Origin of the sequence: Pseudomonas sp. HR96 (genome assembly GCF_034059295.1) — a bacterium.
GTDB lineage: Bacteria > Pseudomonadota > Gammaproteobacteria > Pseudomonadales > Pseudomonadaceae > Aquipseudomonas.
Window position 1 is genome coordinate 4,489,165 of sequence record NZ_CP139141.1, and the last position, 15,135, is coordinate 4,504,299.

Annotated in this window: 17 protein-coding genes; 6 read left to right on the forward strand and 11 right to left on the reverse strand. The window is 63.7% G+C overall.

Annotation, left to right across the window (positions count from 1 at the left end):
* Positions 1-4 precede the first annotated feature (4 nt).
* The 6 genes from SFA35_RS20070 to acs all read right to left on the reverse strand — a co-directional run bounded on the left by SFA35_RS20070 (position 5) and on the right by acs (position 6,450).
* Positions 5-769: an ABC transporter ATP-binding protein gene (locus SFA35_RS20070; RefSeq protein ID WP_320572262.1), complete on the reverse strand. Its 765-nt coding sequence runs from the start codon at positions 767-769 to the stop codon at positions 5-7.
* Positions 770-787: 18 nt separating this feature from the next.
* A complete protein-coding gene (locus tag SFA35_RS20075; RefSeq protein WP_320572263.1) occupies positions 788-1,897 on the reverse strand; it encodes a M14 family metallopeptidase in 1,110 nt (369 codons plus the stop codon).
* Between the two features lie 4 nt (positions 1,898-1,901).
* Positions 1,902-2,600 (reverse strand): ABC transporter permease, encoded by a 699-nt coding sequence (locus SFA35_RS20080; RefSeq protein WP_320572264.1) that lies wholly within the window; start codon positions 2,598-2,600, stop codon positions 1,902-1,904.
* On the reverse strand, positions 2,597-3,286 hold the full coding sequence (locus tag SFA35_RS20085) for an ABC transporter permease (RefSeq protein WP_320572265.1): 690 nt from the start codon (positions 3,284-3,286) through the stop codon (positions 2,597-2,599). The genes SFA35_RS20080 and SFA35_RS20085 overlap by 4 nt, the downstream gene beginning before the upstream one ends.
* An 82-nt stretch (positions 3,287-3,368) precedes the next feature.
* Positions 3,369-4,145: an ABC transporter substrate-binding protein gene (locus tag SFA35_RS20090; RefSeq protein WP_320572266.1), complete on the reverse strand. Its 777-nt coding sequence runs from the start codon at positions 4,143-4,145 to the stop codon at positions 3,369-3,371.
* Positions 4,146-4,494: 349 nt separating this feature from the next.
* Positions 4,495-6,450, reverse strand: coding sequence for an acetate--CoA ligase (acs, locus tag SFA35_RS20095; RefSeq protein ID WP_320572267.1), 1,956 nt, complete (start codon positions 6,448-6,450; stop codon positions 4,495-4,497).
* Between the two features lie 400 nt (positions 6,451-6,850).
* On the opposite strand from acs, the gene SFA35_RS20100 reads away from it, so the two are divergent.
* The 6 genes from SFA35_RS20100 (at position 6,851) to SFA35_RS20125 (ending at position 11,535) form a co-directional block, all read left to right on the forward strand.
* Entirely contained in the window at positions 6,851-7,111 is a 261-nt protein-coding gene (locus SFA35_RS20100) for a DUF2790 domain-containing protein (protein WP_320572268.1), read from the forward strand.
* Positions 7,112-7,300: 189 nt separating this feature from the next.
* Positions 7,301-8,116, forward strand: a complete 816-nt coding sequence (gene phhA, locus SFA35_RS20105) for a phenylalanine 4-monooxygenase (RefSeq protein WP_320572269.1) — start codon at positions 7,301-7,303, stop codon at positions 8,114-8,116.
* Positions 8,113-8,469, forward strand: coding sequence for a 4a-hydroxytetrahydrobiopterin dehydratase (locus SFA35_RS20110; RefSeq protein ID WP_320572270.1), 357 nt, complete (start codon positions 8,113-8,115; stop codon positions 8,467-8,469). The genes phhA and SFA35_RS20110 overlap by 4 nt, the downstream gene beginning before the upstream one ends.
* Before the next feature lie 50 nt (positions 8,470-8,519).
* The gene (locus SFA35_RS20115) at positions 8,520-9,662 is read left to right on the forward strand and encodes an amino acid aminotransferase (protein ID WP_320579139.1); all 1,143 of its coding nucleotides are present in this window, start codon (positions 8,520-8,522) and stop codon (positions 9,660-9,662) included.
* Between the two features lie 364 nt (positions 9,663-10,026).
* On the forward strand, positions 10,027-10,221 hold the full coding sequence (locus SFA35_RS20120; RefSeq protein ID WP_320572271.1) for a hypothetical protein: 195 nt from the start codon (positions 10,027-10,029) through the stop codon (positions 10,219-10,221).
* Positions 10,222-10,335: 114 nt separating this feature from the next.
* Complete coding sequence (locus SFA35_RS20125) at positions 10,336-11,535, forward strand: MFS transporter (RefSeq protein WP_320572272.1); 1,200 nt, start codon at positions 10,336-10,338, stop codon at positions 11,533-11,535.
* Between the two features lie 9 nt (positions 11,536-11,544).
* Here SFA35_RS20125 and arfB read toward each other — a convergent pair whose 3' ends face one another.
* The 5 genes from arfB to SFA35_RS20150 all read right to left on the reverse strand — a co-directional run bounded on the left by arfB (position 11,545) and on the right by SFA35_RS20150 (position 15,058).
* Positions 11,545-11,958, reverse strand: coding sequence for an alternative ribosome rescue aminoacyl-tRNA hydrolase ArfB (gene arfB, locus SFA35_RS20130; RefSeq protein WP_320572273.1), 414 nt, complete (start codon positions 11,956-11,958; stop codon positions 11,545-11,547).
* 9 nt (positions 11,959-11,967) lie between these two features.
* Complete coding sequence (gene rluB, locus SFA35_RS20135) at positions 11,968-13,200, reverse strand: 23S rRNA pseudouridine(2605) synthase RluB (protein WP_320572274.1); 1,233 nt, start codon at positions 13,198-13,200, stop codon at positions 11,968-11,970.
* 121 nt (positions 13,201-13,321) lie between these two features.
* Complete coding sequence (locus SFA35_RS20140) at positions 13,322-13,513, reverse strand: DUF1289 domain-containing protein (protein WP_320572275.1); 192 nt, start codon at positions 13,511-13,513, stop codon at positions 13,322-13,324.
* 4 nt (positions 13,514-13,517) lie between these two features.
* Complete coding sequence (gene scpB, locus SFA35_RS20145; RefSeq protein ID WP_320572276.1) at positions 13,518-14,333, reverse strand: SMC-Scp complex subunit ScpB; 816 nt, start codon at positions 14,331-14,333, stop codon at positions 13,518-13,520.
* Between the two features lie 26 nt (positions 14,334-14,359).
* Complete coding sequence (locus SFA35_RS20150) at positions 14,360-15,058, reverse strand: ScpA family protein (protein WP_320579142.1); 699 nt, start codon at positions 15,056-15,058, stop codon at positions 14,360-14,362.
* Positions 15,059-15,135 lie beyond the last annotated feature (77 nt).

Below are 15,135 nucleotides of genomic sequence, written 5' to 3' on the forward strand. Positions count from 1 at the left end.
GGGCTTATTTCAAGCTGCCCGAAAGGAACTGCTGCAGACGCTCGGACTGCGGGTTGGCCAGCACCGCGCGCGGCTCGCCGCGCTCTTCCACCAGCCCCTTGTGCAGGAAGATCAACTGGTTGGACACCTCGCGGGCGAAGCCCATCTCGTGGGTCACCACCACCATGGTGCGGCCTTCCTGGGCCAGCGACTGCATCACCTTGAGCACGTCGCCGACCAGCTCCGGGTCGAGCGCCGAGGTCGGCTCGTCGAACAGCATCACCTCAGGCTCCATGGCCAGGGCGCGGGCGATCGCCACACGCTGCTGTTCGCCACCGGACATATGCCCCGGGTAGGCATCCTTGCGATGGCTGACACCCACCTTGGCCAGGTAGTGCTCGGCCTTTTCGATGGCTTCCTTCTTCGACAGGCCGAGCACGTGCACCGGCGCCTCGATGATGTTTTCCAGCGCGGTCATGTGCGCCCACAGGTTGAAGTGCTGGAACACCATGGACAGCCGCGAGCGCAGGCGCTGCAATTGCTTGGGGTCGGCGGCGCGCAAGCCGCCTTCACGGCTGGCGACCAGCTTGAGCTCTTCGTTGTTGAGCAGGATCTTGCCGGCGTGCGGCTGCTCCAGCAGGTTGATGCAGCGCAGGAAGGTACTCTTGCCCGAGCCGCTGGAACCGATGATGCTGATCACGTCACCGGCCTTGGCCGCCAGCGAGACACCCTTGAGCACTTCGTGGGTGCCGTAGCGCTTGTGCAGATCCTGAACTTCAAGTTTGTTCATGTGCTTTCTCTTGTTCGATCAATCGCTGAGCAGGCGCCCGCGACGAAGAGGTTGGCTGCCCGCGATCTTCGCCAGCCAGAAGCCGGGTTGGGCGTAACGCAGTCGTTCAATGGCGAACAGCACGCCGGCAGTGCCGGCGCACACGGTGCTGACCTGGTCGGACAGCGGGTCGATGACCTCGAACAGCGGGTCACCCACCTCGACCCATTCGCCGGCGGCGCGCAGGAAACTCACTACACCCGGATGCGGCGCATACAGCAGCTCGGTGCCCTCGAACGGCACGGCCTCGCAGCAATCCTGAGCCTTGGGCCAGTCACCCTCGATCAGGCCCTGCTCGGCGAGGAACGCCAGAATGCCTTCGGCGTGGGCCACCGCCTGCTCGCGATCGGTGTCGGCCTGGCCACCGAGCTCGACGGTGGTCGCCAGGCAGGCCAGGGGAATCTGCGCCTGCGGGAACAGGCGTGCCAGGCGCAGCCAGGGCAACGAGCAGGCCTCGTCGAACGAGCTGCCGCCAGAATCCTCGGCCAGCAGGCCGACCTTGACCCCCAGATGCCCGGCCAGCGAGCGCCATTGCGGCCACTGTTGCGGCAAGGCATACATGTGCAGCGCGGCATCGGCGTCGCAGTGCAGGTCAAGCACCACATCAGCTGTGCAGGCATGACTGAGCAGCAGCCGCTGCAGCCCCTGCAGTTGACTGCTGGCCGGCGGCAAGGCGGCCAGGGCATCGAGCATCGCCTGACGGATCAGCAGCACATTGGCGTGACCGTCTTCGCCAAGCTTGCCTTCGAGCAACTCGGCCACCGGCTCGCTCAATTCGAAGAAGTCACGGTTGAAGTTCTTGCCGCTGCCGAACTCGAAGCGGCCCTGGTGAGCGCCTTGCAGCAACTGGCCAAGGCCGATCGGATTGGCCACCGGCACCAGCTCGACCACGCCCTTGAGGGCGCCGGACGCCTCCAGCTGGCTCAGCCGTTTTTTCAGCTCCCAGGCGGTGCGCATGCCCGGCAGCTCGTCGGCATGCAGGCTGGCCTGGATATAGGCCTTGCGCTGGCCACTGCCGAAACGAAAGACGCTCAGCAGACGTTCGGTGCCGAGGGTGCTCCACGGCAGGGATATATCGGTACGTTGCATGCGGTCAGCCCTTGCGTGGTGCCAGGTAGCCCAGCCAGCGGCGCTCGGCCAGCTTGAACAGGCGTACCAGGATAAAGGTCAGGCACAGGTAGAACACACCGGCAGTAATGTAGGCCTCGAACGGCAGGTAGAACGTGGCGTTGACCGTCCGCGCCGCCCCGGTGATATCGAGCAGGGTCACGATACTGGCCAGGCTGGTGGTCTGCAGCATCATGATCACCTCGTTGCTGTACTGCGGCAGCGCCCGGCGCAACGCCGAGGGCAGCAGGATACGCCGGTACATCTTCGCTCGCGACATGCCCATGGCCTTGGCCGCCTCGATCTCGCCGGCCGGCGTGGCCTTGAGGCTGCCGGCGATGATTTCGGCGGTGTAGGCGCTGGTGTTGATGGCAAAGGCCAGGCAGGCGCAGAAGGTCGCACTCGACAGCCAAGTCCAGAAGATACTCTGGCGCACCGCTTCGAACTGGGCCAGGCCGTAGTAGATCAGAAACAGCTGCACCAGCATCGGGGTGCCGCGGATGACGTAGGTGTAGAGCCAGGCCACAGCGTTGACCACCGGCTGTTTCGACACCCGCATCAGCGCCAGCGGCAAGGCCGCGAGCAGGCCGAAGGCCAGCGATATCAGCAGCAGCTTGAGCGTGGTGAGCACCCCGCCCAGGTACAGCGGCAGGCTCTGCCAGACCACCATGTAGTTGAAGATCATAGGTCAGCCGCCTTGACGCCTGCCGAGTAGCGTTTTTCCACGACCCGCAGGATCAGCAGCGAGATGCTGGTGATGATCAGGTACAGGGCCGCCACGGCCAGGTAGAAGGTGAAGGGTTGGCGGGTGGCATCGGCCGCCTGTTTGGCCTTGAACATCATGTCCTGCAGGCCCACCACGGATATCAGCGCGGTGGCCTTGGTCAGCACCAGCCAGTTGTTGGTGAAACCGGGAATCGCCAGGCGGATCATCTGCGGCACCAGCACCCGAAAGAAGATCTGCAGGTTGCTCATCCCATAGGCCATGCCGGCCTCGGCCTGGCCCTTGGGGATGGCCATGAACGCACCGCGGAAGGTCTCGGACAGGTAGGCGCCGAAGATGAAGCCCAGGGTGAAGATCCCGGACAGCAGTGGATCGAGGTCGATGTAGTCGTCATGCCCCAGCAGCGGCGCGACGCGGTTGAGCAGGTCCTGACCGCCATAGAAGATCAGCAGGATCAGCACCAGGTCGGGGATCCCGCGGATCACCGTGCTGTACAGGTCGCCCAGCCGGGCCAGCCAGCTTACCGGCGACAGGCGCAGGGCCACGCCGATCAGGCCGAGCACAACGGCCAGTGCCATCGAGCACAGGGCCAATTGCAGAGTCAGCCATACGCCATCGAGGATGACGGCTGAGTAGCCTTGCAACATGAGAGGATCCTCGACCGTGAAAAAAGAGCAATGGCGCCAACCCCAGGGTCACTGCGGCGGCGCCATTGCGGGACGGCAGCGGTTACTGACCGTAGATATCGAACTTGAAGTACTTGTCCTGGATCGACTTGTACGTGCCGTTGGCACGGATCGCGGCGATGGCGGCGTTGATCTTGTCGAGGTTGGCCTTGTCACCTTTGCGTACGGCGATGCCTACGCCGTCACCGAAGTATTTGACGTCGGTGAAGGCAGGGCCGGCAAAAGCATAGCCCTTGCCAGCGTCGGTGTTAAGGAAGCCGTCCTGCAGCAGGGTGGCATCAGCCAGGGTGCCATCCAGACGACCGGCGGCAACGTCCAGGTAGATTTCGTTCTGTGAACCGTAAGGCACCACTTCGGCCCCCAGCGGCTTGAGCACTTCGGTGGCGAAGCGTTCGTGGATCGAGCCACGTTGCACGCCAATCTTCTTGCCCTTGATTTCGGTCAGGCCAGGGCTGATCTCGGTGCCGCTCTTCATCACCAGGCGTGCCGGAGTGTTGTAGTACTTGTTGGTGAAGTCGACCGATTGCTTGCGCTCGTCGGTGATCGACATGGACGAGAGGATGGCGTCGATCTTGCGCACCTTGAGGGCCGGGATCAGGCCGTCGAACTCTTGCTCAACCCACACGCACTTGACTTTCATCTCGGCGCACAGGGCGTTGCCGATGTCGTAGTCGAAGCCGACGATGCTGCCGTCCGGCGCCTTCGAGGCGAACGGGGGGTAAGCAGCTTCGATGCCGATCTTCAGCGGTTTTTCATCGGCGAAGGCAGAAAAGGACAGCACCGACAGTGCCAGGGCGCCAAGCAGGGCGAGTTTTTTCATCAGGGGTAACCCATTCGCGAAAGGGAACAAAGGCGCCGACCAGTCAGCGGGTGACCGGCATTCTAGCGACAGGGGGGAACTCGATATTTCTTCAATGCGACAAGTAGTTACAGAAGCATCAAGGAAGCAGATAGAGGGTGTTGACAGTCATCGCAGGGTGTGTAGCGCAAACAGCAGTGAACCGATCTATCAAGCAAAATACGCGCCCATTATTGGCAAAGCCTTGCAGGACGGCAAGTGAAGTGTGTTGCGAGGGTTGGAGAAACAGGAAGTGTGCAACATTTTGTGTCGTAACGCCCCAGGAAGGGGCGTTGCGGTAACACCGATGAATATCGGGTTGGACGGCAGATCAGGCCACCTTCATCTGCCGATGCGTCTCTACCAGATGCTGCACCACACCGGGGTCTGCCAGGGTCGAGATATCGCCCAGGGCATCGTACTCACCGGTGGCGATCTTGCGCAGGATGCGCCGCATGATCTTGCCCGAGCGGGTCTTGGGCAGGCCCGGGGCCCACTGGATGACGTCCGGCGAAGCGATCGGGCCGATCTCCTTGCGCACCCAGTTCTTGAGCTCCAGGCGCAGCGCTTCGCTGGGCTCTTCGCCTCCGTTCAAGGTCACGTAGACATAGATGCCCTGCCCTTTGAGGTCATGGGGCACGCCGACCACCGCTGCCTCGGCGACTTTAGGGTGGGCGACCATGGCGCTCTCGATCTCCGCGGTGCCCATACGGTGCCCCGAGACGTTGAGCACGTCATCGACCCGGCCGGTGATCCAGTAGTAGCCGTCTTCGTCGCGGCGCGCGCCGTCCCCGGTGAAGTACATGCCGCGGAAGGTCTTGAAATAGGTGTCGACGAAGCGGTCGTGGTCGCCATAGAGGCTGCGCGACTGGCCTGGCCAGGAATCGAGGATGACCAGGTTACCCTCGGCTGCGCCTTCGATTATGTTGCCCAGGTTGTCCACCAGCGCCGGTACCACGCCGAAGAACGGCTTGGTCGCCGAGCCTGGCTTGAGGCCGATGGCGCCCGGCAGCGGGCTGATGAGGATGCCACCCGTCTCGGTCTGCCACCAGGTATCGACGATCGGGCAGCGCTGCTGGCCGACGGTGTTGTAATACCAGTTCCAGGCTTCCGGGTTGATCGGCTCGCCCACCGAACCGAGCAGGCGCAGGCTCGAACCGTCGGCGCCCGCCACGGCGGCCTTGCCCTCGGCCATCATGGCGCGGATGGCGGTGGGTGCGGTGTAGAGGATGTTGACCTTGTGCTTGTCGATGATTTTCGACACACGGGTGATGTCGGGGTAGTTCGGCACGCCCTCGAACAGCAAAGTGGTGGCGCCGTTGGCCAGCGGGCCGTAGACAATGTAGCTGTGGCCGGTGACCCAACCGACGTCGGCTGTGCACCAGTAGATGTCGCCGGGCTTGTAGTCGAACACCCGCTCGTGGGTCAGGGCGGCGTACACCAGGTAGCCCCCGGTGGTATGCAGCACCCCCTTGGGTTTGCCGGTGGACCCCGAGGTGTAGAGGATGAACAGCGGCTCTTCGGCGCCCATCTCCTTGGGTGCGCAGTGAGTGGAGGCGACTTTCATCAGGTCTTCGTACCAGATGTCGCGATGCGGGTGCCAGGCGATGTCGCCGCCGGTGCGCCGGCACACGATGATCTTCTGCACGCTGGCGGTTTCCGGGTTGGTCAGCGCCAGGTCGACGTTGGCCTTGAGCGGCGTGCGCTTGCCGCCACGCACCCCTTCGTCGGCAGTGATCACGATCTTGGACTTGCAGTCGATGATGCGCCCTGCCAGCGCCTCCGGCGAGAAGCCGCCGAACACCACCGAGTGGATGGCGCCGATGCGCGTGCAGGCGAGCATGGCCACGACCGCCTCGGGGATCATCGGCATATAGAGCGTCACCACATCGCCGCGGTGCACGTCCTGCCCGCGCAGAGCATTGGCGAACTTGCAGACTTCGGCGTGCAGTTCCCGGTAGGTGATGGTGCGATGGTCGGCCGGGTCGTCGCCTTCCCAGATGATCGCCACCTGGTCGCCGCGCTCGGCGAGGTGGCGGTCCAGGCAGTTGTAGGAAACATTGAGGGTGCCGTCGGCAAACCACTTGATATCGACGTGGTGATCATCGAAGGAGGTCTGCTTGACCGCATCGAAGGGTTTGATCCAATCGAGACGCCGGGCCTGTTCGCGCCAGAAACCATCGGGGTTGATGACGGACTGCTGGTACATGGCCTTGTAGGTGGCCTCGTCGGTCAGCGTGGTGGCCGCCACCTCGGGTCGTACTGGATACAAAGAAGCCGCACTCATCTTTCTTACCTCGGTGGAATGTTGTTTTTGTAGGCCAGCTGGCAAGGGTCCTGTTGTAAGGGCTGCCAGGCAACTTGACCATTCGACGATGGTATTAACATCGACCATACCCCTCTGGCCCGGCCTTGTCAGCCCCGTTTCGATGAACATCGCCGGCCTGCGGGCGAGGCCTGGCACGTATTGTTGCCAAATCGGATAAAACTGTTTATCAAAAGCGTCGCTGTTTAGCCCCGGGCGCACCGCCTAGAATCCCCATCGCCAGCAAGGCAATACGATCAACCCGTTGACAGGCCCCCACGAAGGCACGTTGATCGCACTTTTAAATGTTTCAACTTCTCGTTCCACTCGCGGCCTCACAAGGGCTGCGTGCCCCCTTTCGACCTCAAGAAGGCAAAGTAAAATGACAGCTTTAGTTGTTTTGGCGCTCAGCAGTTTCTGTACCTTGGCCCTGGCCGATGGCAACAACACTGAAGTTGCACAACAACCGCCTGTTGAAAACTATAACTACGGTATGCACCTGGATATCGCCAAGGTCATCTCGACCAGCGATGTGCCCTACAAGTGCGAAGTGGTGCCGATGCGCATGACCTACGAAGACTCGGCGGGCCAGCGGCATGTACTGGCGTATCAAGTGATGGGCAATGGCTGCTCCAACGGCTGATCAAATCCACTCCAGAGAATCGATTGAATCGATTCCCTGCAGGACCGAGCTCGCTTGAGGAGCGGATTGAACCGGTTCCCGAGCAAGCTCGGTCCTACAGAGGCGTTTCAGCATGTAACCAGTCCACAACTCTCCATCTTTTGAGCTATTACTTAGGTAACGGCCAAAACAACAATAACGGAGAGCCCCATGACTCAGTATGTCGCTCGAGAACCCGATGCCAAGGGTTTCATCGAGTATTCGCCGGTCGAACACGACACCTGGCGCAACCTCATCCGCCGCCAGCTCCAGCTGCTCGAAGGGCGTGCCTGCGATGAATACCTGCAAGGCATCGAGCAATTGGGCCTGGCTCAGGCACAGATCCCCCAATTGGCCGATATCAATCGGGTTCTGCAGCAGGCCACCGGTTGGCAGGTGGCGCGGGTGCCGGCACTGATCCCCTTCCAGCGTTTCTTCGAACTGCTGGCGAACCGGCAGTTTCCCGTGGCCACCTTCATCCGCACCCCGCAGGAGCTCGACTACCTGCAAGAGCCGGACATCTTCCACGAGCTGTTTGGCCACTGCCCGATGCTGACCAATCCGTGGTTCGCCGAATTCACCCACACCTACGGCAAACTGGGCCTGGCGGCGAGCAAGCCGCAACGGGTTTTTCTGGCGCGGCTGTACTGGATGACCGTGGAGTTCGGCCTGGTCGACACGCCCCACGGCCGGCGCATCTACGGCGGCGGTATCCTGTCATCGCCGCGCGAGACGCTTTACAGCCTGTCTCAAGCCCCTGAACATCGCCCATTCGACCCCGTCGAATGCATGCGCACCCCTTATCGTATCGACACCCTGCAGCCGCTGTATTTTTGCCTGCCGAATCTGCAAAGCCTGTTCGAGCTGGCGGGCCAGGACATCATGGCCCTGGTCGAGCGCGCCATGCAGCTGGGCCTGCACGCCCCGTTGTCGCCACCCCCTTCATCAAGCCCTGTCGCCCAGGCAACCAAGGAAGCCCATTCATGAACGCCCTGTCCCAAGCCCGCTGCGAAGCCTGTTCGGCCGATGCCCCGCAAGTCGACGAAGCCGAACTGCCGGGGCTGCTCGCGCAGATTCCGGACTGGAATATCGAAGTGCGCAGCGCCATCATGCAGTTGGAGAAGGTCTACCGCTTCAAGAACTTCCGCCAGGCGCTGGCCTTTACCAACGCAGTGGGACAGATCGCCGAAGCCGAGGGCCATCACCCTGCCCTGCTGACCGAATGGGGCCAGGTCACCGTCACCTGGTGGAGCCATTCGATCAAGGGCCTGCACCGCAACGATTTCATCATGGCGGCGCGCACCGATCAGGTCGCCGACACCGCCGAGGGCCGCAAGTGACACATTTCAACCAGATTACCCGGGTGCCGGGCGACCCTATCCTGGGGTTGATGGACGCCTACGCCAGGGACGGCAATCCACGCAAGTTCGACCTGGGTGTCGGCGTGTACAAGGATGCCCAGGGCCTGACCCCGGTGCTGGCCGCCGTCAAGCGGGCCGAGCAGCAACTGCTGGAGCAGCAGTTGAGCAAGACCTATGTCAACGGCCACGGCGATGTCGCCTATGGCCAGCTGCTGACGCGCATGGTGCTGGGCGACGACTCGCCGCTGCTGGCCGCGTCCCGCGCCGGCGCCACCCAAACGCCCGGGGGCACCGGCGCCTTGCGCCTGAGCGGCGAGTTCCTTCGCCACTGCCTGCCGGGCCGCGGCATCTGGCTGAGCGACCCGACCTGGCCCATTCACGAAAGCATCTATGCCGGGGTTGGCCTTGAGGTGCACCACTACCCCTACGTCGGCGCCGACAACCGCCTGAACGTCGAGGCCATGCTGGCCTGCCTGGAGCAGATCCCCCAGGGCGACGTGATTCTGCTGCATGCCTGCTGCCACAACCCCACCGGTTTCGACTTGAGCCACGCCGACTGGCGGCGAGTGCTGGACGTGGTCAAGCGGCGCGAGCTGTTGCCGTTGATCGACTTCGCCTACCAGGGTTTCGGCGATGGCCTGGAAGAAGATGCCTGGGCCGTGCGCCTGTTCGCCGATCAGCTGCCGGAAATGCTGGTGACCAGTTCGTGCTCGAAGAACTTCGGCCTGTACCGCGAGCGCACCGGCGCCTTGATCGTCTGCGCCAGCACTGAGTCCAAACTGCTGGATGTGCGCAGCCAACTGGCGTCACTGGCGCGCAACCTGTGGTCGACACCGCCGGACCACGGCGCCGCCGTGGTTGCACAGATCCTTGGTACCCCCGAACTGAAAAGCCTGTGGGCCGACGAAGTGCAGACCATGCGCTCGCGCATCGCCCAGCTGCGTCGCGGCCTGGTCGAGGCGCTGGAGCGCTACGGCCTGGACCACCGCTTCGGCTACATCGCCGAGCAACGGGGGATGTTCTCCTACACCGGCCTGACGCCGAGCGAAGTGCAGCAGTTGCGCGAACGCTACAGCGTGTACATGGTGAGCAACGGCCGCGCCAACGTCGCCGGCATCGACGCCTCGCGGCTGGACGAACTGGCGGCGGCCATTGCCGGGGTTTGTCGGTAGGCGCAGCCGGGTACGGGGTACGCACCACCCAGGCCACATAACCGACGTTTAATCCAAAATGTCACACCACTTGGGGTATCCTCTGCCCCCGGCAACATCCCTTCAGCCCGCAGTTGTGAACTTGAGAGGAGTGACGACGATGCACGAGATCCCCAACTTCCCGTTCCCAAGCCTGTACCAACCTGAACCTACGCCCGCTGCCCAAACGGCCGGTCACGCACCGACCGATGCCAAACGCAGTGATAAACCGCAGACGCGTCACGCCGATCGCAAGGATCGGGCACGCTAAACCCTCGACAACGTGGAAACTGCAGCGGCCCACCGAGGGTCCCGGTTTCCACTGCTCAGGTGCAGGAACTTCATGATGAACGACTCTCCTACCGACTCCCTCGACGAAGCGCAGGCCTTGCGACTGGTAGAAACCGCGCAACAGATGATCCAGATCTGGGACCGCCTGCCGGTGGAACGCCAGGCGGCACTGCTGCAACGCTTCGGTACTCGCGAGAACGCCTTGGCGGCCCTGGTGGCGACCCGACTGGTCAGCGACAAGCCGCAATAACCTGGTGATCAAGCGACGCTGAACAAATCACCTGCGACAGCGCTCTATGCTGTGTCCTCGACAGCCCGCTCGGGCGTCTAGACTCTCTCTTTTTGCAAACCTCTGGATTGCCACATGCCCAACCAGCGCCCCATGGCGGTCACGCTGCAAGTCGTTTCAATCGTTGTGTTCACCTTTATCGGCTACCTGAACATCGGCATCCCCCTGGCGGTGCTGCCAGGCTACGTGCACACCGACCTGGGGTTTGGCGCGGTGATCGCCGGCCTGGTGATCAGCGTGCAGTATTTCGCCACGCTGGTCAGCCGCCCCACCTCGAGCAAGATCATCGACAACAGCGGCAGCAAGAAGGCGGTCATCTATGGCCTGTTCGGCTGCGGCGCCAGCGGCGTATTCATGCTGTTGTCGGCCTGGACCCAAGCCTGGCCGATGTTCAGCCTGGCCAGCCTGTTCGTCGGGCGCATCGTGCTCGGCTTCGCCGAAAGCCTGGTCGGCGCCGGCGCCATCGGCTGGGGCATCGGCCGGGTCGGGGCGGCGAACACCGCCAAGGTGATTTCCTGGAACGGCATCGCCAACTACGGCGCGCTGGCGATCGGCGCACCGCTGGGGGTGGTGCTGGTGCATGCCCTGGGGCTGTGGAGCATGGGTGTGGCGGTGATCCTGCTGTCGGCCATCGGCGTGCGCCTGGCGTGGCACAAGGAAGCGGCGCCGATCGTGCCGGGCGTGCGCCTGCCGTTCATTCACGTGCTGGGCAAGGTGTTCCCGCACGGCATGGGCCTGGCGCTGGGCGGCATCGGTTTCGGCACCATCGCCACCTTCATCACGCTCTACTACGGCTCGCACACCTGGCCCAACGCGGCGCTGTGCCTGACTCTGTTCGGCTGCAGCTTCATTCTGGCGCGGCTGCTATTCGCCAGCTTCATCAACCGCATCGGCGGCTTTCCAGTGGCCATCGGCTGCCTGAGCGTCGAAAGCATCGGCTTGCTGGTGCTGTGGCTCGCGCCCAGCCCGGAGGTGGCGCTGATCGGCGCCGGCCTCAGCGGGTTCGGCTTCTCACTTGTGTTCCCGGCGCTGGGGGTCGAGGCGATGAAGCTGGTGCCAGCGTCCAGCCGCGGGGCCGCAGTAGGCGCCTACTCGCTGTTCGTCGACATGTCGCTGGGCATAACCGGACCGCTGGCCGGGGCCATCGCCTCAGGCTTCGGTTTCTCGTCGATCTTTCTGTTCGCCGCGATCGCGTCGATGAGCGGGCTGGGCTTGAGTTTTTATCTGTTCAGGCAGGCGATGACGCAGCCGCATCATGCCGAGGAGAAGCTTTGAGGCGGTGCTTCAGAAATCGACCCTGCCGCGCCCGGCCTTGATCGAGCCGCGCTGGCTCTTGGCGTCCAGGCGGCGGACCTTGGAGCTGCGGGTAGGTTTGGTCGGGCGCCGGGCCTTTTCCACTTTGACCGCCGCCACGATCAGCTCGCGCAAACGCTCCAGGGCGTCGCCGCGATTCTGTTCCTGGGTACGGTATTGCTGAGCCTTGATGACGATCACGCCTTCGCCGGTGATGCGGCTGTCGCGCAGCGCCATCAGCCGCTCCTTGTAGAACGGCGGCAGCGATGAGGCCTGGATGTCGAAGCGCAGGTGCACTGCGCTGGAAACCTTATTGACGTTCTGCCCGCCGGCCCCCTGAGCGCGGATGGCGCTCAGTTCGATTTCGCTGTCGGGCAGTTGCACGCTGTTGGAGATTTCCAGCACGTGCCCTCCTTATTCCGGCTTGGGCTTGCGCTTGCCGAAACCTGGGCGCTGGCCGGTGCCGGCTGCGGGGCCGCGGCGCTTGGCCGAAGGCGCGTCATCCACCAGACGGATGCCTGGGCGCTTGGCGGCCGGTTTGGCCGGGCGCTTGCTGTCGACCGGACGATCGGCCACCGGGGTACCGCGCGAGTCCTTGCGGTCGGCCGGCTTGCGCGGCGCCTGGCCACGGGCGTCATCCTTGCGCGGCGGGCGCCGGCTGCCGTCCTGCTGCTGTTCCAACGGCGCGCGCGGGGTGCGCGGTGCAGAGGGCGCACGCGAAGGACGCTCGCCACCGGCGGCCTCGTCGTGGGCTGGGCGCAGGGTACGCACCACGCGCTCGCCACGGCCCAACGGGCGCGACGACTTGCGCTGCAGGCGCTCCATCTTGTCCTTGGTCTTGGCGGTCATGCTCGGCATGGCCACCGGGGTCAGGTTGACTTCGCCGGCCAGGATATCGACTTCGCCCTGGGTCAGTTCGCGCCAGCGGCCCATCGGCAGGTCGGAATTGAGGAACACCGGGCCGAAACGCACGCGTTTGAGGCGGCTGACCACCAGGCCCTGGGATTCCCACAGGCGGCGCACTTCACGGTTGCGACCTTCCATCACCACGCAGTGGTACCAGTGGTTGAAGCCTTCGCCGCCCGGTGCCTGCTGGATGTCGGTAAAGCGCGCCGGGCCGTCCTCGAGGATCACGCCGTTCTTCAGGCGCAGCAGCATGTCGTCGTCGACTTCGCCTCGCACGCGCACGGCGTATTCGCGGTCCATCTCGAACGATGGGTGCATCAGGCGGTTGGCCAATTCACCGTCGGTGGTGAACATCAGCAAGCCGGTGGTGTTGATATCCAGGCGGCCGATGTTGATCCAGCGGCCTTCTTTCGGGCGTGGCAGGCGGTCGAACACGGTCGGGCGGCCTTCCGGGTCGTCACGGGTGCAGATCTCGCCGTCGGGCTTGTTGTAGATGATCACGCGGCGTACGGTTTCGGCGGCCTCTTCGCGTTTGATCACCTTGCCGTCGACGGTGATGGCATCGTGCAGGTCGACGCGCTGGCCGAGGCTGGCCTCAACGCCGTTGACCTTGATCCGGCCCTGGGCGATCCAGGCTTCGACGTCGCGGCGCGAGCCCACGCCGATGCGCGCCAGCACCTTCTGCAGCTTTTCGCCGGCTGGACCGATTTCCTGACTCTCGGATTGATCTTTCGTACTCATGCCAAGCACCTCCCGGTGGATTTGATAGCGGTTTGCAAAATGGACGGGCAGCGCGAGGGGCTGCCGCGGGGTCGCGAATCATACGCTGATGCCGCGCGCCGCGCACCCGCACCTGGCCGCTTTATTTCTTTTTACGACGAGCGCCGCCCTTCATGGCCTTGAGCCGCGCCTTGGCCTCGGTAACGACCTCGCTGCGCTCGTCCTTGTCCATCTTCTTCCAGCCCTTGGCCTCGCGGCGCGTGCGCCCGCAGCCGATGCAGACCTCGTCGGGGAATTTGCACAAGCCGGTACAGGGGTTCTTGCTGGAGCTCATAAGCTTAGTCGCGCCTCTCGTCGTCCTCGGCAAAAGGTTGCTCGAGGTGCAGATCGTCGTCTTCGCGTTCATCGAACGGCGCCGGGGCGTCGATCAACAAATCGTCGAAGTCGGTCTTCAGACCCTGTTCCATGGAGTCCAGTTCGACCAGCAAGGTGCGGAAGTTGGTCTGCTCGCGCGGCGCCTGCTCTTCGTCCAGTTCCGCGCTGGCGTCGGCCAGCGCCTGCAGATGCGCAGGAACCGGCGGGTCGTCAACGTCGGGCAGCTGCAGGATCGGCTCGGGTTCGAGTTCGCGCAGCTCGGCCAAAGGCGGCAGATCGTCGAGGTTCTTCAGGTTGAAGTCATCGAGAAAGGTCTTGGTGGTGGCGAACATCGCCGGCCGGCCGGGCACGTCGCGGTAGCCCACCACCCGCACCCACTCGCGTTCGAGCAGGGTCTTGACGATGTTGCTGTTGACCGCCACCCCACGCACATCCTCGATTTCGCCACGGGTGATCGGCTGGCGATAGGCAATCAGCGCCAAGGTTTCCAGCAGCGCGCGCGAGTAGCGCTGCGGGCGCTCCTCCCACAGGCGGCCGACCCAGGGCGCGTACTTCTCGCGAATCTGCAGGCGGTAGCCGGTGGCCACTTCGACGAACTCGAAGGCACGGTTGTCGCAGGACTTGCGCAGCAGCTCCAGGGCCTTCCTGAAAACCGCCGGCTCCGGCCGCTCGGCTTCCTCGAACAGCTCATACAGGCGTTCGAGCGATTGCGCCTTGCCGGAGGCCAGCAGAAACGCCTCCAGCAGCGGCGCCAGGTCACGGGGTTCGGTGAGATTCATCTGTCTATCTTTACTCTACTCGGGCGCTACTCGATCCGGGCCCGGACATGGATAGCGGCAAAAGGCTCATTCTGCACCAGTTCGACCAACTGTTCCTTGACCAGCTCGAGCACGGCCATGAAGGTCACCACCACGCCGAGCTTGCCCTCCTCGGCCGTGAACAGCTCGACGAACGGCACGAAGCCCGCGCCGCGCAACCGTTCCAACACCTGGCTCATGCGTTCGCGGGTCGACAGCGCCTCACGGCTGACCTGATGGCTCTCGAACATGTCGCCGCGGCGCAGCACCTCGGCCATCGACATCAGCAGCTCGGCCAGGGTTACCTCGGGCAACAGCTTGCGCGCCTTGGCCTGGGGGGCGTCGAGCCTGGGCACATAGATATCGCGGCCGACCCGCTTGAGGCCGTCGATGTCCTCGGCGGCAGCCTTGAACCGCTCGTATTCCTGCAGCCGTCGGATCAGTTCGGCGCGCGGGTCGTCCTCCTCCTGCTCGGCCTCGGCAGAGCGTGGCAGCAGCATGCGCGACTTGATCTCGGCGAGCATGGCGGCCATCACCAGGTATTCGGCCGCCAGCTCCAGGCGCACGGTCTTCATCAGTTCCACGTAGCCCATGTACTGACGGGTGATTTCCGCCACCGGGATGTCGAGGATGTCGATGTTCTGCTTGCGGATCAGGTACAGCAGCAGGTCGAGCGGGCCTTCGAAGGCTTCGAGAAAGACTTCCAGCGCGTCGGGCGGGATGTACAGGTCGACCGGCAGCTGGGTCATGGCCTGGCCATAGACCAGCGCCAACTGCAGTTGAT